At 62.4% G+C, this 19588-nt stretch carries 13 protein-coding genes; 9 read left to right on the top strand and 4 right to left on the bottom strand.

Annotation, left to right across the window (positions count from 1 at the left end; genetic code table 11):
- Positions 1 to 88: 88 nt before the first annotated feature.
- Both E3O56_RS13720 and E3O56_RS13715 read right to left on the bottom strand, forming a co-directional pair.
- Positions 89 to 2050, bottom strand: a complete 1962-nt coding sequence (locus E3O56_RS13720) for a methyl-accepting chemotaxis protein (RefSeq protein WP_148854572.1) — start codon at positions 2048 to 2050, stop codon at positions 89 to 91.
- 53 nt (positions 2051 to 2103) lie between these two features.
- Positions 2104 to 3774, bottom strand: coding sequence for a PleD family two-component system response regulator (locus E3O56_RS13715; protein ID WP_005784403.1), 1671 nt, complete (start codon positions 3772 to 3774; stop codon positions 2104 to 2106).
- Between the two features lie 298 nt (positions 3775 to 4072).
- Between E3O56_RS13715 and E3O56_RS13710 the strand changes: the two genes are divergently transcribed.
- From E3O56_RS13710 to speA, 4 genes are all read left to right on the top strand, one after another.
- Positions 4073 to 5140: a DUF2333 family protein gene (locus E3O56_RS13710; RefSeq protein WP_003188197.1), complete on the top strand. Its 1068-nt coding sequence runs from the start codon at positions 4073 to 4075 to the stop codon at positions 5138 to 5140.
- A 2-nt stretch (positions 5141 to 5142) separates the two neighbouring features.
- Positions 5143 to 5679, top strand: coding sequence for an NUDIX hydrolase (locus E3O56_RS13705; RefSeq protein ID WP_032878106.1), 537 nt, complete (start codon positions 5143 to 5145; stop codon positions 5677 to 5679).
- Positions 5680 to 5861: 182 nt separating this feature from the next.
- Positions 5862 to 6233: a translation initiation factor Sui1 gene (locus tag E3O56_RS13700; protein WP_005784408.1), complete on the top strand. Its 372-nt coding sequence runs from the start codon at positions 5862 to 5864 to the stop codon at positions 6231 to 6233.
- Between the two features lie 142 nt (positions 6234 to 6375).
- Positions 6376 to 8289: an arginine decarboxylase gene (speA, locus tag E3O56_RS13695; RefSeq protein ID WP_005784410.1), complete on the top strand. Its 1914-nt coding sequence runs from the start codon at positions 6376 to 6378 to the stop codon at positions 8287 to 8289.
- 111 nt (positions 8290 to 8400) lie between these two features.
- Here speA and E3O56_RS13690 read toward each other — a convergent pair whose 3' ends face one another.
- Positions 8401 to 9744, bottom strand: coding sequence for an MATE family efflux transporter (locus tag E3O56_RS13690; protein WP_248128425.1), 1344 nt, complete (start codon positions 9742 to 9744; stop codon positions 8401 to 8403).
- A 298-nt stretch (positions 9745 to 10042) separates the two neighbouring features.
- Between E3O56_RS13690 and E3O56_RS13685 the strand changes: the two genes are divergently transcribed.
- A complete protein-coding gene (locus E3O56_RS13685; RefSeq protein WP_248128424.1) occupies positions 10043 to 14941 on the top strand; it encodes an alpha-2-macroglobulin in 4899 nt (1632 codons plus the stop codon).
- 84 nt (positions 14942 to 15025) lie between these two features.
- Here E3O56_RS13685 and E3O56_RS13680 read toward each other — a convergent pair whose 3' ends face one another.
- Positions 15026 to 15319, bottom strand: a complete 294-nt coding sequence (locus E3O56_RS13680) for a hypothetical protein (RefSeq protein ID WP_005784417.1) — start codon at positions 15317 to 15319, stop codon at positions 15026 to 15028.
- Between the two features lie 90 nt (positions 15320 to 15409).
- Between E3O56_RS13680 and pbpC the strand changes: the two genes are divergently transcribed.
- The 4 genes from pbpC (at position 15410) to E3O56_RS13660 (ending at position 19579) form a co-directional block, all read left to right on the top strand.
- Positions 15410 to 17740 (top strand): peptidoglycan glycosyltransferase PbpC, encoded by a 2331-nt coding sequence (gene pbpC, locus E3O56_RS13675; protein WP_078820189.1) that lies wholly within the window; start codon positions 15410 to 15412, stop codon positions 17738 to 17740.
- A gap of 161 nt (positions 17741 to 17901) precedes the next feature.
- Entirely contained in the window at positions 17902 to 18210 is a 309-nt protein-coding gene (locus E3O56_RS13670; protein ID WP_003188211.1) for a MazG-like family protein, read from the top strand.
- Positions 18203 to 18952, top strand: a complete 750-nt coding sequence (locus tag E3O56_RS13665) for a methyltransferase domain-containing protein (protein ID WP_078820191.1) — start codon at positions 18203 to 18205, stop codon at positions 18950 to 18952. Before E3O56_RS13670 ends, E3O56_RS13665 begins: the two co-directional genes overlap by 8 nt.
- Before the next feature lie 24 nt (positions 18953 to 18976).
- Positions 18977 to 19579 carry a DUF4136 domain-containing protein gene (locus E3O56_RS13660; protein WP_248128423.1) on the top strand — a complete coding sequence of 201 codons (603 nt, stop codon included), beginning with the start codon at positions 18977 to 18979 and terminating at the stop codon, positions 19577 to 19579.
- Positions 19580 to 19588 lie beyond the last annotated feature (9 nt).

The following is a 19588-nucleotide window of genomic DNA, read 5'->3' as shown; positions in this document are numbered from 1 at the left end:
GTATCAGTATGGAAAAGGAAAGAACGGATTACCTATATCGGGAGCAAGCCCCCTCCCACATTTGATCTCCATAGGGCGGGAGAGCGGGTCAGACGCGGAAGGCTTGTACGGCAGTGTTGAGTTGCCCTCCGAGCACCAACAGGTGCTCACCCTGGCTACGCCCCTGGCCGATACGCAGCAGGTTGTCCTCACCCAGCTGGTGAATCCGCTCACTGTTATCGCGAATCTCACTCACGGCCCCACTCTGCTGCGCAGTCACATCGGCAATGCGTACCGCCGTCTCGGAAATCGTCTGGATCGCGCCGACGATTTCATCCAGCGCACCATCTGCTGCCTGGGCTTGCTGGGCGGTGGCTTCGGCGTGTTCAACCTGGGCGCGCATGCCTTGTACCGATTGATGGGCGGCGGTTTGCAGGCCGGCGATCAGGCCCTGGATTTCGGCAGTAGCGCCAGCGGTGCGCTGGGCCAGGGAACGGACTTCGTCGGCCACCACCGCGAAGCCGCGTCCGGCTTCACCGGCGCGAGCCGCCTCGATAGCGGCATTGAGCGCCAGCAAGTTGGTCTGCTCGGCAATCGAGCGAATCACGGTCAGCACGCCGCCGATGGTGGCGGATTCTTCCGCGAGTTTCTCGATCATCTGCGCATTTTGCTGCACTTCGCCCACCAAGGCGTGCAACCCGGTCAGGCTCAGGCCGATTACGCGCTGGCCTTGCTCCACAGCAAAGCCTGCACTGCGACTGGCGCCGGCAGCCTGGCTGGCATCCCCGGCCACTTGCTGGATGGTGGCTTCCAGTTCACCCAGGGAGTCACGGATTTGCGCGGTGTCGCCGGCCTGACGCTCGGCGCCGTCGTGCAGGCCGCTGCTCAGTTCGGCGAGGGCGCGGCTGCTGCCGGCCACTGCTTCGGCATTCCCGCGAATAGTGCCTACCAGGCCCACCAGATAGGCGCGCAGGCGGTTCAGGGAGGCTTCGATAGCGTGCAGTTCATGGTTGGTCTTGCCCAGGGCTATCGGCTGGCTGAAATTACCTTCGGCCCAGGTCGACAAGGCCGGTGCCAGATTGGTCAGCACCCGTGCCAGGCGCCGTTGCAGCGTGTCGATCAGCAGTGCGATCAACAGGATCAGGCCGATCATCACGCCTTGCAGCACACGCACCTCGCCCTGGATTCTGGCGTGCTGTGCACGCACTACCGGCTCCAGGCCGGCGATGGCCTGTTGCACGTTGGCGATCTTCAGGTGGGTGGCAGCGGCGAGGTCGGCGCGCTGCTGGATCTGCTCGCGGGTGCGCTTGAGTTCGGCGGGGTAGCGGGTCAACAGGCTGTTGAGCTCGCGCTTGAGGTCGACGCCGGTGTCCTGGGCTGCGGTTTTTTCGGTGTTTTCCAAGCCCATCAACGCGGAGAAATCGTCAGCGTTGGATTCGGCGCTGGCCTTTACCCCAAGCAATGGCAACTGCGCCAACAGGTCGGCCTGGGTGCGCATGGTGGCAATCTCGCGCTCCACCTCGTCGGCCAGCTCGGCGCGGCCGCTGCTCACCAGCTTGTCGCGGGCCAGGGACAGTTTGCCCAGATGCTGCGAGGCGGTCAGCAGGGGAGGCAGGTAGCGTGCTGCGTCTGTGGAGTTGACGCCGCTGGCGTACTGGCTCAGTTGCTCCAGGTTTGCGCCCAGTTCGCGCTCGGCCTGAACCAACAGTGCTTGCGGGTCGCCGGCCAGCTTGCCTGCAGCCAGCAGGTCGGTCTTGCTGAAGGTTTCCAGGTCCGCCAGGCTGGGGTGCAGGGTTTGCGCTAACTCGGCCGGCAATTGCGCGAGTTGCTGCAACAGGCTCTCCAGGCTTTGACTGGCGCTGCTCAGGCGCAGGGCATCGCCGCTGGCCAGGTAGTCGTCGATATTGCGCGCTGCCTGGTTTTGAAAGCCCTGGGACAGGCCCAGGTAGCGCTCCATCAATAAATAAGGCCGCTCCAGCGCCCGTTGCGACCACCACAGCGTCGCCCCGAGGGCCAGGCATACGGCCACCAGCAGAAGGGTATTGAGATTGGTCAGCAGCTTGAGGCGCATGCGGGGTTTCAACCGACGGCAAAAGATAAGTGCCTGAAGTTATTGCGCTTGCGTTACAGAGTTATGACCGATTCGGTGGATTCCGGTGAAAAGATGGCACTTTGCTTTGATGCGCGCGCGGCTTGCACGCGGTTGCGTCCGGCGTCCTTGGCAAGGTATAGCGCTTCGTCAGCCTGGGCAGCCATCGTCAGGCTGTCGCAACCGTCACACAGCTCCACCAGGCCGGCGCTGAAGGTGCACCACAAATCCTGCGGTTGGGCGGGGTAGTGGATTTCTGCAAAGCGCCGCCGAATGTCGTCCAGTACCTTGCAGGCCGATTCCACGTCGGTGTCGGGCATCACAATGGCGAATTCTTCACCGCCATAACGGCCGATGTAGTCGGTCTTGCGCAGGCGCTGCTTGAGAAACAGCGCCAGGCTCTTGATCACCCGGTCGCCCATGGGGTGGCCGTGGCTGTCATTGACACGTTTGAAGTGGTCGATATCCAGCATCGCAAAGCTCAATGGCTTGTTCTCGCGGCGGGCGCGAAAGCTGCAGTCTTCGAGCAATTGCAGGATATGCGTATGGTTGTACAGCCCGGTCAGGCTGTCGCGCACCATCCGCGCCTTCAAGTTGCGCGCACGCGCTGCGCGGTTGCGCACGGTGGTGATCAGGTGGCGCGGCTTGATCGGTTTGGTCAGGAAGTCATCGCCGCCTTCGCTCATCGCGTCCAGCTGTTTGTCTAGGTCGTCTTCGGCCGACAGGTAGATGATCGGCACGCTGACGTAACGGTCGTTGTGGCGAATCACCTTGGCCAGTTCGGTGCCGGTACAGGCGGGCATATACATGTCGAGGATGATCAGGTCGGGCTGGAAATCCGCCAGTTCGGCCATGGCCTGGATCGGTTCGATCAAGGTGCGCGTGACAATCCCGGCGCTGTTGAGCAGGCGCTCGGTGTGCAGCGCCTGGGCCCGCGAGTCGTCAATGATCAGCACTTTGTATGGTTCGTACTGGGCAACGCAGGTCAGCACTTCGATCTTTTCCAGCAGGCTCGAAGCCTCCAGCGTGCCGGTCAGGAACTCCTCACCTCCGGCGCGCACGGCGGCCAGGCGCGTGGGCGTGTCGGTTTCGTGCAGGCTGAAAAACAACAGCGGCAGCTTTTGCTCCAGGCCCTCCTGGGCTTGCGCGGCGAGGGTGAGGCCCAGGCCGGGGCCGCAAAAGTCCACGTCCATGACGATGGCTGACGGCAGGCGTTCGGCCATGGCCGTGTGAAAAGCCGCGACGCTGTCCAGGGACTGGGCACTCAGACCGAAGAATTCCAGCTGCTTGGCCAGGCGCTCGGCACGGTCGTGGTCGGCCAGCATCACGTAGATCGGCTTGCGCATCGGTGGCAGCAGGGTTTGCTCAAGCTGGTCACCCTGACGCAGGCCGGTGCGCGACAGGCGCTGCATCAAGCGGTTGAGTTCGGTGATCAGTTGGCTGCTCAAACGGCCACGGTTTTCGTCCACCGCCTGGAGGGTTTGGCCAATATGCTGGGCCAGTTGGCGGTGTTCGGGCTGTTCAAAGCGCTCGGCGAAGCGCTGCAGGCGCAGGTTGGCTTCGCTGAGTTCGGAAAAGTCGGCGTTCGACCATTCGCCGCGTTGCAGGCGCTGCCAGATCTCAAGAATTTGACGTGCCTGATGAATTACCCGCTGGGCAAAATGCTGCTTGAGACGCTCGCGGCTAGGGTCTTCTGACTCGGTCATATCCTGACTACTGTGAGGGTGCATGCTGAGGTCGACTGATGGCTCTATGCTAGCACCTCTTTTCTGTTGCATGAGTGTCATACGTCAATTAAGTCTGCGTGCCGGATATTCAGTTATTGACTCGCGGGTCGCGCAGCGTAAAAAGCGTGCATCCTTTATAGTCCAACCTTGCTTGTGCGCCACTTTCGCGTAAAAGCCCCGCAACGATGGGCACGATGGGGTAGGGTTGTGGTCGGAGTGTCTGAACGCACCCGGACAATTGACGTGCATGAACTCAAGTGATTGAAAGGATATCGCCATGCTGGACTGGAAAAACCGTGAAGGCAGTGCCAAAGGCCCCGCCCCTGAGCCCAAGTCGGCCAACCGCAGCTATTTTCGCAACTTGCTGATGAGCCGGGCTTTGCTCAGCATTATCGGCCTGTACCTGCTGGTCACCGGTGGCCTGGGTTGGTACTGGAGCCAGGAACCGGCGCTGTTTCCGGTCCAGCAGAACGCCCAGCTTGCCGCCGAGAAGGAAGGCAAGCAGATGGTCGTGGGCTACACCACGGTCGAAACCCTCAAGACCGTGGTCGGCACCTTGCTGAACAAGCCTGGCGGCTACATCTCCAACGACCGTTTCCCGCCGGGCTTGTGGATGGACAACATGCCGAGCTGGGAATATGGCGTGCTGGTGCAGGTGCGTGACCTGACCCGCGCACTGCGCAAAGACTTCGCTCGCTCCCAGTCGCAGTCGGCTGAAGACGCGGACCTGGCCAAGGCCGAACCGCGGTTTAACTTCGATAACAAGAGCTGGGTGCTGCCTTCGAGCGAGTCGGAATACCAGGAAGGCATCAACTCCCTGAGCCGCTACGAAGCGCGCCTGTCTGACCCGAACCAGCGCGGCGCACTGTTTTACGCGCGTGCCGACAACCTGAACAACTGGCTGGGCGATGTGGCGACCCGTCTGGGCTCGCTGTCCCAGCGCCTGTCGGCCAGCGTCGGCCGCGTCAAACTGAACACCGCGCTTAAAACCGAGGCGCTGGCGCCGGGCGAAGTGCCGCAAGTCGATGAAGAAGTGGTGGAAACCCCATGGATGCAGATCGATAACGTGTTCTACGAAGCCCGTGGCCAGGCATGGGCATTGTCCCATCTGCTGCGCGCCATCGAAGTCGACTTTGCCGACGTGCTGGCCAAGAAAAACGCCACCGTCAGCGTGCGCCAGATCATTCGTGAGCTGGAGGCCTCGCAGGAGCCGGTGTGGAGTCCTATGATTCTTAACGGCAGTGGCTTCGGGGTACTGGCGAACCATTCGTTGGTGATGGCCAACTATATTTCCCGGGCAAACGCTGCAGTGATCGACTTGCGTCAGCTCCTCAACCAGGGTTGATGATGGACGCTACTCAAAAGGAGGCCGAACACCGTGCGGCCTCCGATGCTGAACTGATCTGCTGGGTCGACGAGCAGGACAAGCTGCTCGGCCACCTGGTCAGGTCCGACCTGCGCCAGCGCGGCCTGATTGGCCGTTGCACCTTTATCTTTCTGTTCAATTCCAAGGGCGAGCTGTGTGTGCATCGGCGCACCTTGAGCAAGGCCCTGTATCCGGGGTTTTGGGATACGGCGGCTGGCGGTATGGTGGCGGCGGGGGAAAGCTATGCCCTGTCGGCACAGCGAGAATTGGCCGAAGAGCTGGGCGTAAGTGGAGTGGAGTTGGTCGAGCACGATCATTTTTACTTTGAAGATGGTGACAGCCGCCTGTGGTGCACTTCCTACTCTGCCGTATGGGACGGCCCGTTGTGTTTGCAGCCTGAAGAGGTCATGGAGGCACGCTTTCTGCCCCTCGAAACGGTGCTTGCCGAGGCCGAGCAAAAGCCCTATTGCCCGGATGCTCAGGAAGGTCTGCGGCGCTATCTCGCCTCACGTCGCTAAAGTTGCATAAATTGGCGCCATTTGGCTCTTAGCAACTTCGCTTTTTGCCGTTACACTGCGCGCCTTTTCACCCGAACCACATTAGCGGTTCGGTAGCGCTGCCCCTGCCTGAGTGGGGCTTCGCGGTCGGTCACCGCCCTTTGCGGCGCCGATCAGTCTTCATCCTCCCAAGAGGATTGCCGGTGGCCAAAAAAGCCGCATCCTTCGCCGCCCTTGGTGGCCTGGTATTTTCCACCGACGCAGGTCGACACTGCCCGGACTGTCGTCAGCCCGTGGATTCGTGTACCTGCAAACAGACCCTGATCCCCGAAGGTGATGGCATTGCCCGCGTACGACGCGAGAGCAAAGGCCGTGGCGGCAAAACGGTGACCACCATCACCGGCGTGCCCCTGGCCGAAGATGCCCTCAAGGAGCTGGCCACCACGCTGAAAAAGCGCTGCGGCACCGGTGGTGCGTTGAAAGACGGGGTCATCGAGATTCAGGGTGATCACGTCGAACTGCTGTTGGCCGAGTTGATCAAGCTCGGTTACAAGGCCAAGAAGTCCGGTGGCTGAAAGCCTCTTCCCAACCTGTGGCTAAACTCTGTCCTGCGAGTGGGGTCTGACCTTCTTGCAGGCAAATCGTCATTTTCATTCTTTAGACTGCGCCAGCCTCCGCTTGAGGTGGCGCCTTCGCCTTCATTTATAGGGGACTTCGATGTCCGTACGACGCACACGCAAAGACGATGGCAGCCAATGGACAGTTGCGGACAGCCGCAGTGTTTACGGGATCCGCCATTGGGGGGCCGGTTATTTCGCGATCAATGAAGCCGGTCGCGTAGAAGTCCGCCCCAACGGTCCGAACAGCACGCCGGTCGATTTGTACGAGCAGGTCGATCAACTGCGTAAAAGCGGCCTGTCGTTGCCGCTGCTGGTGCGTTTCCCCGACATTCTGCAAGACCGTGTACGCCAACTCACCGGCGCCTTCGATTCGAATATCGAACGCCTGGAATACCAGAGCAAGTACACCGCGTTGTACCCGATCAAGGTGAACCAGCAGGAAGCGGTGATCGAGAACATCATCGCCACCCAGAACGTTTCCATCGGCCTGGAAGCGGGCTCCAAGCCCGAGCTGCTGGCCGTGTTGGCCCTGGCGCCGAAGGGTGGCACGATCGTCTGCAACGGTTACAAGGACCGCGAGTTCATCCGCCTGGCGTTGATGGGTCAGAAGCTTGGTCACAACGTATTTATCGTGATCGAGAAAGAATCCGAGGTCGGGCTGGTGATCGAAGAGGCCGCCAGCCTCAAGGTCAAGCCTCAGGTGGGTCTGCGTGTGCGCCTGTCTTCCCTGGCATCGAGCAAGTGGGCGGACACCGGTGGCGAGAAATCCAAGTTCGGCTTGTCGGCGGCGCAGTTGCTGTCGGTGGTCGAGCGTTTCCGCGCGGCCGGCCTGGACCAGGGCATCCGCCTGCTGCACTTCCACATGGGTTCGCAGATCGCCAACCTGGCCGACTACCAGCACGGGTTCAAGGAAGCTATTCGTTACTACGGCGAACTGCGCAACCTCGGCCTGCCGGTGGACCACATCGACGTCGGCGGCGGCCTGGGCGTGGACTACGACGGTACCCACTCGCGTAACGCCAGCTCGATCAACTACGACATGGACGACTACGCCGGCGTGGTCGTGGGCATGCTCAAGGAATTCTGCGATGCGCAGAGCCTGCCGCACCCGAACATCTTCTCTGAAAGCGGTCGCTCCCTGACCGCCCACCACGCCATGCTGGTGGTGCAAGTCACTGACGTCGAGAAGCACAACGACGAAATCCCGACCATTGAAAACAAGGAAAGCCTGCCGGAAACCGTGCAATGGCTGGTGGACCTGCTCGGCCCGACCGACATCGAAATGGTCACCGAAACCTACTGGCGCGCCACCCACTACATGAGCGACGTGGCCACCCAGTACGCCGACGGCAAACTGACCCTGGCCGAAAAAGCCCTGGCCGAACAGTGCTACTTCGCCGTGTGCCGCCGCCTGCACAACTCGTTGAAAGCCCGCCAGCGTTCGCATCGCCAGGTGCTGGACGAGCTCAACGACAAGTTGGCCGACAAGTACATCTGCAACTTCTCGGTGTTCCAGAGCCTGCCGGACACCTGGGCCATCGGCCAGGTCCTGCCGATCCTGCCGCTGCACCGCCTCGACGAAGAGCCGCTGCGCCGTGCCGTGCTGCAAGACCTGACCTGCGACTCCGACGGCAAGATCAAGCAGTACGTCGACGAGCAGAGCATCGAGACCAGCCTGCCGGTGCACGGCTTGAACGAAGGTGAAGACTACCTGTTGGGTATCTTCCTGGTCGGCGCGTATCAGGAGATCCTGGGCGACATGCACAACCTGTTCGGTGACACCGACTCGGTGAACATCTACCAGCGTGAAGACGGTTCGGTGTACAGCGCCGGGATCGAGACCCACGACACCATCGAAGACATGCTGCGCTATGTGCACTTGTCGCCGGAGGAGTTGATGACGCATTACCGCGACAAGTGTGCGAGTGCGAAGATTTCGGCGTCCGAGCGTACCCAGTTCCTGGATGCGTTGCGCCTGGGCTTGACCCGTTCTTCGTACCTGTCCTCGTAATATAGGTGGGAGGGGGCTTGCTCCCGATAGCGGTGGATCAGTCAATGAGTCTGTTGACTGACACTCAGCTATCGGGAGCAAGCCCCCTCCCACATTTGGATCTGCATTCCTTCAGTTTGCTCCCAGCCACAGCCCTTGCCGATTCAAGCGCCAGGCGATCGCCCACAGCGTCAAACTGCGCACCGCCATGAACAGCAGGAAAGTTATCCACAACCCGTGGTTACCCAACTCCTGCAACGCCCAGGCAATCGGCAGCACCAACAGCACCGTCAGCAACATCCCATTGCGCATCTCCCGCGCCCGCGTTGCGCCGATAAACAGTCCATCGAGCAAATAACTCCACACCGCTATCAACGGCAGTACCGCCAGGTAAGGCAGGTAGATGTCGGCCGTTTCGCGCACGCTTGGAATATCGGTTTGCATGGCGATAAACAGGTGGCCGCCGAAGGTGAACAGCAGGGCGAAACCGACACTGGCGATCAGTGACCAACCGCAGGCAACCACCAACGAGCGGCGCAACGCCTGGCGGTCGTGGGCGCCGATGGCGTGCCCGCACAGGGCTTCGACGGCGTGAGCCAGGCCATCCAGCGCATGGGCCGTCAGCAACAGGCCATTGAGCAGCAGCGCATTGGCTGCAACGGTGGCGTCCCCCAGCCGTGCACCTTGCACCGTGATCATGAAAAACACTGACTGCAAGGCGAGGCTGCGAATAAAGATATCGCGGTTCACTGCCAGCAGCGGGCGCCAGCTTTGCCACAGTTTCAGCGCGGCCCAGGCGATATGCCCGGGATAGGCGCGCAGGGCTTTTTGCGTAAGTGCCAGGCCGAGCAGCGCGCCGGTCCACTCCGCGATCACCGAGGCGCGGGCGGAGCCGACCACGCCCCAGTCCAGGCCGAGTACAAACCACAGGTTAAGCGCAATGTTGACCAGGTTGGTGGTCAGCAGAATCGCCAGCGGCGCCCGCGCATTCTGTGTGCCGAGGAACCAACCGACCAGCGCATAGCTGGCAAGGGCGGCGGGCAGGCCGAACAGGCGGGTGTGGAAGAATTCGCGGGTCAGTTGGTTCAGTTCAGGGGAGGGCTGCATCCATTCCAAAGCCAGATGGCTCAGGGGAATACCGACCGTGCCCAGTAACATCGCCAACCCCAGCGCCAGCAGCAAGCCTTGCAACAGGATTTGCCGCAGCGCCGCGCCATCCTTGCGCCCGGCGGCCTGGGCGGCGAACCCGGTGGAGCCCATGCGCAGGAAACCCATGGCCCAGGCCAGAAAGGTATACAGGCTGGCGCCGACAGCCACGGCGCCCAGTTGGTGGGCGTGTGGCAGGTGGCCGATGACCATGCTGTCGACCAGGGCTACCAGCGGCACGGAGATATTCGACAGGATCATCGGCGCGGCCAGGGCCCAGACGCGGCGATGGGTGGGGCGGTGGCGCCAGTCGGCAAGCAGGGCGGTCATGAAGGCTCCTTGGTGGAGCGGGCATTGTACCCGTCCACCCATCACGCCGCAGATCCATGTGGGAGGGGGCTTGCCCCCGATTGCGGTGAATCGGCCAGGAATTTCTAACCTGATACACCGCCATCGGGAGCAAGCCCCCTCCCACATTTTGAACTGCATTGTTTGTGGGATTTGGTTTAGCCCGGAAGGCACCCAGAACCAAACTTCCCTCCGTCGGTCAATGTGACCGGCACCGCAGCAGCCAGCGCGGCGCTGATATATAGTTCACCCCTCGGTTCCCTCTGACTACGAGTGCCCCATGCTTAACAAAGGACTGTTCCTCGCTTGTGCGCTGGCCCTGCTGAGCGCCTGTGATTCTTCCGATAAGCCCGCTGCACCGACGGCACCCGCCGCGGCAAGCGTAGTGCCCAAACCCGCCAAGGCGGCGGTCGACGTGGCGGCGCTGAAGCAGCGCTATGCCGGGCGCGAGTTAAGCGTGGTGGACGTGTCCGAGGTGCAGTTGGACGGGGCCAGCACCTTGTCGGTGAGTTTTTCCATTCCTCTGGACCCGGATCAGAAGTTCGCCGACAAGCTGCACTTGGTGGACAGCAAGTCCGGCAAGGTCGATGGCGCCTGGGAGCTTTCCGATAACCTAATGGAGTTGCGCCTGCGCCACCTGGAGCCGCAGCGCAAGTTGGTGCTGACCGTGGACGCCGGGGTGAAGGCAGTCAACGGCAACACCCTCCCCGCCGAATACAGCGCCCGCCTGGAAACGCGCGACCTGCAAGCCACCGTCGGCTTCGCCAGCCGTGGCACGTTGCTGCCGACGCGCCTGGCCGAGGGCCTGCCGGTGATCGCGCTGAACGTCGACAAGATCGACGTCGAATTCTTCCGCATCAAGCCCGAATCCCTGCCGTCGTTCCTGGCGCAGTGGGGGCGCAATACCAGTCTGCAAAGCTATGAGTCCCGTGAACTGCTGCCAATGGCCGAGCTGGTCTACGGTGGGCGTTTCGACCTGAACCCGGCACGCAACACTCGCGAAACCCTGCTGCTGCCGATTGCCGGCCTCAAGCAATTGCAGCAGCCGGGCGTGTACCTGGCGGTGATGCGTGCCTCGGGCACCTACAACTATTCGCAACCGGCCACGCTGTTTACCTTGAGTGACATCGGCCTGTCGGTGCACCGTTATGCCAATCGCCTGGATGTGTTTACCCAAGCGTTGGAAGGCGGCAAGGCACTGAACGGCGTCGAACTGGAAATTCTCGATGCCGAAGGCCGCGTACTCGGCCAGGGCAAGACTGAAGACGGTGGTCACGCCGAGCTGCCGCTGCCGAAAAAAGCCCAGGTGTTGCTGGCCAAACAAGGCGAGCAGACCAGCCTGTTGCGCCTGGACAGCGCCGCGCTGGATTTGGCCGAGTTCGATATCGGCGGGCAGCCGTCCCACCCGCTGCAGTTCTTTGTGTTCGGCCCGCGTGACCTGTATCGCCCTGGCGAAACCGTGCTGCTCAATGCGCTGTTGCGCGACAAGGATGGCAACGCGGTCAAACCGCAGCCGGTGAGCGTCGAGGTGCGTCGTCCGGATGAACAGGTGAGCCGCAAGTTTGTGTGGGATACTGATGCCTCCGGCCTGTATCAATACGCGCTGCAACTGGCCGGCGAAGCACCGACCGGGCGCTGGCAGTTGGTATTTGACCTGGGGGACGGCAAGCCGCAACTGTATGAATTCCTCGTCGAAGACTTCCTGCCCGAACGCCTGGCACTGGAACTCAAGGGCAGTGAAACCGCACTGAGCCCAACGGAAAATCCGGTCATTCAGGTCAACGGGCGCTATCTGTACGGCGCACCGGCATCCGGCAATCGGGTCAGCGGCCAGGTCTATGTGCGCCCGCTGCGTGAGGCGGTCAAATCCTTGCCGGGGTACCAGTTCGGTTCCGTCACTGAAGAAGAGCTGAGCCAGGATTTCGAACTGGACGAAAGCGTACTCGACGCCAACGGCGAGCAAGCGCTGACCCTGGAAAGCAAATGGGCCGAGGCCAAATCCCCGTTGCAACTGATTGTGCAAGCCAGCCTGCAAGAGTCCGGCGGGCGGCCCATCACCCGGCGCCTGGTGCAGCCGATCTGGCCGGCCGAGCAATTACCGGGCCTGCGCGGGTTGTTTGACGGCAAGGAAACCAATGGCGATGGCCCGGTGGAATTCGAAGTGCTGGTGGCCAACCAGGACGGTCAGAAACTAGCTGCGCAAAACCTCAAGGTGCGCCTGGTGCGTGAGCGCCGTGACTACTACTGGAACTACTCGGAGAACGATGGCTGGAGCTATCACTTCAACGAGAAATTCCTCAACCTCGATGAGCAGAGCCTGAACATCAAGGCCGGCGACACCGCCAAGGTCAGCTTCCAGGTGGAGTGGGGCCCGTACCGTGTCGAGGTGGAAGACCCGCAGACCGGACTGGTCAGCAGCGTGCGCTTCTGGGCCGGCTACCAGGCCCAAGACAACACCGAAGGCGGCGCCGTGCGCCCCGACCAGGTCAAGCTGGCGTTGGATAAACCGGCCTATGGCGATGGCGACACCGCCAATGTCACCGTCACGCCACCGGCTGCCGGTAAAGGCTACCTCTTGGTGGAATCCGCCGAAGGCCCGCTGTGGTGGCAGGAGATCGACGTACCGGCCGAAGGCAAAAGCTTTGCGGTGAAGCTCGACCCGAAATGGTCGCGCCATGATCTGTATGTGAGCGCCCTGGTGATTCGCCCCGGCGAGCGCAAAGCCAATATCACCCCCAAACGTGCCGTGGGCCTGTTGCACCTGCCGCTGGATCGTACCCAGCGCAAACTCGGCCTGACCCTCACTGCACCGGAAAAAATGCGCCCCAAACAACCTCTGACGGTGAAGATCGCCGCCAAAAACGCCGATGGCAGCGTGCCCCAACAGGTGCATGTGCTGCTGGCGGCGGTGGATGTGGGCATCCTCAATATCACCGAATACCCCACGCCTGATCCGTATTCCAGCCTGTTCGGCCGCAAAGCCTATGGCGTCGACCAGTTCGACATCTACGGCCAGTTGATCGAAGCCGGCCAGGGGCGCCTCGCCAGCCTGGCATTTGGCGGTGACGCGGCGTTGGCCAAAGGCGGCAAGCGCCCGGACACCAGCGTGACCATCGTTGCCCTGCAAAGCGCGCCGGTGACCCTGAACGACAAAGGCGAGGGCGAAGTCAGCGTCAATATCCCCGATTTCAATGGCGAACTGCGCCTGATGGCCCAGGCCTGGAGCGATGATCGCTATGGCATGGCCGAGGGCAAGACGGTCATCGCCGCACCGCTGATTGCCGAGCTGTCGGCGCCGCGCTTCCTGGCCGGAGGCGACCAGACCACCTTGGCCCTGGACCTCTCCAACCTGTCGGGCAAGGCGCAGAAACTCGATGTGCAATTGACCGCGCAAGGGCAGTTGGAACTGGTCAACGGCGGCGCGCAATCGGTTGAGCTCAAGCAAGGCCAGCGCACCACCCTGCGTATTCCGGTAAAAGCCTGGGGCGGTCTCGGCCAGGGCAAGGTCAAGGTCACCGTCAATGGCCTGGACCTGCCGGGGGAAAACCTGCCGCCGTTCAGCCGCGAATGGACCCTGGGCGTGCGCCCGGCGTACCCGGCCTTGCTCAAGCATTACCGCGCTGTGCTCAAGGATCAGCCGTGGAGCCTGCCGGCGGGCACGCTCGATCAGTTCGATGCCTCGGGGCGTGAGGCGCTGTTGAGCCTGTCGAGCCGGCCGCCGTTGAACCTTGGTGCACAGATCAGTGCGCTCAAGGCCTACCCCTATGGCTGCCTGGAACAAACCGCCAGCGGCTTGTACCCGTCGCTCTATGCCGATGATGCGCTGCTCAAGCGCCTGAGCATCAAGGGCGAACCGGATGCCGAACGCAAACGCAAGATCGAGTTGGGCATCGAACGCCTGCTGGGGATGCAGCGCTACAACGGCAGCTTTGGCTTGTGGGGCGCTGACGGCGAGGAAGAATATTGGCTGACCGCCTATGTCACCGACTTCCTGCTGCGCGCCCGCGACCAGGGGTTTGCCGTACCGCCTGAAGCCTTGAAGAAGGCCAGCGAGCGGTTGCTGCGGTATGTGCAGGAACGCAACCTGATTGAAGTCGACTACAGCGACAACGCCGAGCACACGCGTTTTGCCGTACAGGCCTACGCCGGCATGGTGCTGGCGCGCAGTCAGCAGGCGCCGTTGGGTGCCTTGCGCAGCCTGTTCGAACGCCGCAGTGATGCGCGCTCCGGCTTGCCATTGGTGCAGTTGGCCATCGCCTTGCAAAAAATGGGCGACCAGCCGCGTGCCGATCAAGCCTTGCTCGCCGGTTTGGCGGCGCAGCGCAGTGCCAAGGAATGGCTGGCCGACTACGGCAGCCCATTGCGCGATCAGGCGATGATCCTGGCGCTGCTGGAGGAAAACGACTTGGCCAAGGGCAAACGTGAAGAGCGCCTGTTTACCTTGTCGGACCAGTTGGCGGCCAGCCCGTATCTGTCGACTCAGGAGCGCAACTCGCTGTTCCTGGCCGGGCGGCTCGGCTTCGCCAAGCCCGAGGCTGACTGGCAGGTGTCGCTGACCGGCAGTGGCGGGGCGCGGGAGCTGAACAACCAGCAGTCCACGCTGCAACTGGATGAAAAGCTGCTATCCAGCGACCTGAGCCTGAGCAATCAGGGCCAGACCCCCGTTTACCAGCAGCTGACTATTTCAGGTTACCCACAACTGCCACCGGCAGCGGGCGGCGAGAACCTGAGCATTCGCCGCGAATACCTGGGCATGAACGGCCAGCCGTTGAACCTGCGCAGCCTCGACAGCGGCGACCTGGTGCTGGTGCACCTGGCCGTCAGTGCCAAGCAGCGCGTGCCGGATGCCCTGGTGGTAGACCTGCTGCCCGCCGGCCTGGAACTGGAAAACCAAAACCTGGCACAAAGCGCGGCGAGCCTTGAGAACGCCAGCAGCCAGGTGAAAGAATGGCGCGAGTCGATGCAGAACGCATCGCTCAAGCATCAGGAGTTCAGGGATGATCGCTATGTGGCGGCGATGAACCTGGACGGCTACGGCACCACGCACTTGCTGTACCTGGCACGCGCAGTGACGCCTGGCACCTATCGCGTGCCGCCGCCGCAAGTGGAGTCGATGTATCGGCCGAACTGGCAGGCGGTGGGCGAGACGCCGGGGGATATGGTGATCAAGGGCCGCTGATTGCTGATCGCTGAAGTTGAAGTGGGGGACTCTTGTGGGAGGGGGCTTGCTCCCTCCCACAAGGGATTGGGGCTGTCAGATAAATCAGTGCACAACCCAGCTCAGCAACCACAGGCCCAGCAGCAGCCAGATGATGCCCACGATGATCGAGGCCCGCATAAAGGCGCGTACCGCCGAGTACAAGAAGAGCAACCCGACGATCAGGGTGATGATGCTGATGATCGAGGTGTCCATGCCCAAGGTGCGCGACAAGCCATCGATAAAGTTGCCGCCAGCGTGGGTCAAGGCCCCGAACAACCCGCTCAGGCCATCGACGATAAAGCGGATGACGGAGCCGAGCGCCTGGCCCAACCATTCGAAAAAGCTTTCTACCTGCATGTGCGTGTCCTGATAAGAAGGTGGGCGTAACTGAGCCTTTGGTCGTTATTGCGACAGGCTAGTTCCCTACAAGCATAGAGGTTTGCCCGCTTGAATTTGCGTTTTGTTGCCCGCTGGACCCTGGCGAGCCTGCTGTTGGTAATCGCCGTGCTATGGCTGGCCGATCGTATCTGGCCATTGCCCCTGCCCCAGGACGACCTGGCCCGTGTGGTGCTGGCCGAAGATGGCACGCCGCTGTGGCGATTTGCCGATGCCAACGGCGTATGGCGCTACCCGGTGCAGACGCGCGAGGTGTCGCCGTATTATCTCGACGCGCTGCTCACTTACGAAGACCGCTGGTTTTACCAACACCCCGGGGTAAACCCGCTGGCGCTGGTACGCGCGACCTGGCAAAACCTGACCGGTGCACGGGTGGTGTCCGGCGGCAGTACCTTGTCGATGCAGGTGGCGCGTTTGCTCGACCCGCATTCACGCACCCTGCATGGCAAGTTGCGTCAACTGTGGCGTACCGCGCAGTTGGAGTGGCACCTGTCCAAGGACGAAATCCTCAACCTTTACCTCAATCGTGCGCCCTTCGGCGGCACGCTGCAGGGCGTGGCAGCGGCGAGTTGGGCGTATCTGGGCAAGTCGCCCTCACAACTGACCCACGCCGAAGCCGCCTTGCTCGCGGTATTGCCCCAGGCGCCCAGTCGCTTGCGTCCGGACCGTCATCCGCAACGTGCCCAGGAGGCCCGCGACAAAGTGCTGCGCCGCCTCGCTGAATTCCAGGTGTGGCCGCAGCCTGCGGTTGATGAAGCCCTGGAAGAACCGCTGCTGCTCGCCCCGCGCCTGGAACCGAGCCTGGCGCCGTTGCTGGCGCGGCGTCTGAACCGCCCCGACAGCCCGCCGCTGATTCGCACCACCCTGGACGCCACCCTGCAACGCCGCCTCGAAGACCTCCTGTTGGGTTGGCGTGCACGCCTGCCGGAACACACCTCGGCAGCGATTCTGGTGGTGGAAGAGGAAAGCATGGCAGTGCGCGCCTACCTGGGCTCGGTGGATATCAACGACACCAAGCGTTTTGGCCACGTGGACATGATCAGTGCGCTGCGCTCGCCCGGTTCGACCCTGAAGCCTTTCCTGTATGGCATGGCGTTGGACGACGGCCTGATTCACTCCGAGTCCCTGTTGCAGGACGTGCCCCGGCGTTACGGCGATTATCGGCCGGGCAACTTTTCCATGGGCTTTACCGGGGCGGTGCCGGCGAGCACGGCGCTGTCCAGCTCGTTGAACCTGCCGGCGGTGCAACTGTTGGAAGCCTACGGGCCCAAGCGCTTTGCCGCACAGATGCGCATCGGCGGCATGCCGTTGGCGCTGCCGGCGCTGGCCGAGCCGAACCTGGCGCTGATCCTCGGCGGCGCGGGCAGTCGCCTGGAGGACCTGGTGAGCGGCTACAGCGCCTTGGCCCGTGATGGCAAAAGCGCGACGTTGCGACTACAGCCGGAGGACGCGCTCAGGGAGCGGCCTTTGCTGTCGCCGGGGGCTGCGTGGATTGTGCGGCGCATCCTCAGCGGCCAGGCACGGCCCGACCGCGACCCGCGTGCCGAGCTGGTGCAACGCCCGGTGCTGGCGTGGAAAACCGGCACCAGCTATGGCTTTCGCGATGCCTGGGCGATTGGCGTGGGCCCGCGTTATTTGATCGGCGTCTGGATTGGCAGGCCCGATGGCACACCCGTGCCGGGCCAGTTCGGCCTGGCGTCGGCGGCGCCGTTGATGCTGCAGGTGCATGACGTGCTGACCAACCGCGACAGCCAACGCGGCATCAGTGCCCCGGTCAAACCGGTGCCGGCGAATATCGGCGTGGCGGCAATCTGTTGGCCGCTGGGCCAGCCCATGGCCCGCAGTGACCCCAATTGCCGGCGCCAGCGGTTTGCCTGGACCCTGGACAACACTACGCCGCCTACCTTGCAGGCATTGGATCAACCCTTGAGCGTGGGGCTGATGGAGAGCATCTGGGTCAATGCCAAGGGCTTGCGGGTTGATGCCCATTGCCCTGGCGCGGTGCCGAGGCATATTGCCCTGTGGCCCGCGCCGCTGGAGCCCTGGTTGCCAAGGGTTGAGCGCCGTGAAGCGCGCATTCCTGCGCCTGACCCGGATTGCCCGCCACCGGCGCTGGCTGCGGCTTCGCCATTGTCCATTGTGGGCGTGCGCGAGGGCGACCAGTTGCGCCTGCCCGCGGCCAGCCAACAAGCCTTGCGCCTGAAAATCTCCGCGTTGGGCGGCAGCGGTCGGCGCTGGTGGTTCCTTAATGGCGCGCCGTTGGGTGATAGCGCCAATCAGGACAGTATCAATGCCAGTTTTGAGCGGCTGGGGCGCTATCAGCTCAGCGTGTTGGATGAGGCCGGGCAAACTGCGAGGCTTGAGTTTAGCGTGGTTGATTAGGGCCTCATCGGGGGCAAGCCCCCTCCCACATTTTGAAATGTGTTCACAAATCAAAGTGTGGGAGGGGGCTTGCTCCCGATAGCGCCCTTGAGAACACCACCGCTATTCACTTGCCTTCAATCCCCATCCCCCTGAAGCTATACCCATTCAGGAGCCCCCCAATGAACCTCGAACACCTCACCGAACGCCTGCACCGCATCCGCGATACCAACGACTGGAAGCAGTTCCACAGCCCGAAAAACCTGGCCATGGCCGCCAGTGTGGAAATGGCCGAACTGGTGGAAATCTTCCAATGGCTTACTGAAGACCAATCCCGCCAGCTTCCCGCCGATAAACTCGCCCATGCGGGCCAGGAAGTCGGTGACATCGTGCTGTACTTGCTGTTGCTGTGCAGTGAGCTGGGCCTGGACATGAATGAAGTGGTGCGTGCCAAGTTGGCCGACAGCGAGCGGCGGTTTGCCCATGAGTGATCGTCATTTCGACCAGTTGGCCACGCGTTTTGCCGAGAAAATCTATGGCGGCGCCAAGGGCGCGATTCGCCTGGCGGTGCTTCAGGCTGACTTGCTTGAAGCGTTGCCTGATCGTCCGTTGCGCGTGCTGGATATCGGCGCGGGCCTGGGGCATATGTCGCTGTGGCTGGCCGAGCGCGGCCACCAGGTGACCTTGGCCGAACCCGCTGAGCCGATGCTCGACGGTGCGCGCCAACGTTTTGCCGACGCCGGCCAAAGTGCGACGTTTATTCATGCGCCATGGCAAGACTTGCTCGGCCAACTCACCGAGCCTTACGATCTGGTGCTGTGCCACGCGGTGTTGGAATGGTTGGCCGAACCCCATGCCATCCTGCCGGTGCTGCATCAGTTGACGCTGCCCGGCGGCTGGTTGTCCCTGGCTTTCTACAACCGCGATGCGTTGATTTACCGCAACCTGCTCAAAGGCCACTTTCGCAAAATGCGCAAGAACGACATGGCCGGTGAAAAGCAGAGCCTCACGCCGCAGCAACCGCTCGACCCTCGGGAATTGGCGGCGCAACTCGAAGGGTTGTGGCAGGTCGAAAGCCAGAGTGGGGTGCGGGTGTTTCACGACTACATGCCGATGGAGTTCCAGGCCCGCGCCGATTTGCAGGACTTGTTGGAGATGGAGCTCGCTCATCGTCGTCACCCAAGCTTTGCCGGGCTTGGGCGTTATTTGCACTGGATCTGCCGTCCGGTTTAAGCGGCCCAGTCTGCGGAGGTCGAAATGCGTCGTCTCGGTTTAATCCTGTTATCCCTGGGGCTGGGGGCGTGCTCCAGCCCCAACCCTTACGTCGCCGCTTCAGCGCCGATGCCGCCGGCTCCGGCGCAGGCGGCCACGACCTTTGATGCCAGCGCCTATCCGGCACCAGTACGCGACTATGGCGCCTATCGCAGTTGGGGCTGGCTCAACGGCCAACTGCCGGCGGGTACGGCCTGGGCCGATTCGGCACAGATTGCCGAGGCGGTCAGCGGCGCCCTCGACCAGCGCGGCCTGCGCCCCTTGCATGACAACCGCGCCCCTGACCTACTGGTGAGTGCCGATGTGCGTTTGGAGAAACGTTTGCGCCAGGTCCAGGACGACTATGGCTACGGCTACGGTGGCTACAACCGGTATGGTAACGGCTATGGCATGTACAACAGCGTGCCCGTGGTGCGCACCTATGAAGTGACGGTGGCAGTGGCGCGCATCAGCCTGTTCGACGCCCGCACCCGCCAGCCGGTGTGGAGCACCAGCGCAGAAACCACCAGCCAGGGCAGCCTGAGTGAGCGCGCCGATAGCTTGCGCAAGGCGATGCAGAAGGCAATGGCTGCCTATCCGCCCAGTTAGCAGCTATTC

Source organism: Pseudomonas sp. W2Aug9 (assembly GCF_023127755.1).
GTDB lineage: Bacteria > Pseudomonadota > Gammaproteobacteria > Pseudomonadales > Pseudomonadaceae > Aquipseudomonas > Aquipseudomonas synxantha_A.
This window is presented reverse-complemented; position numbering and strand designations above follow the sequence as displayed.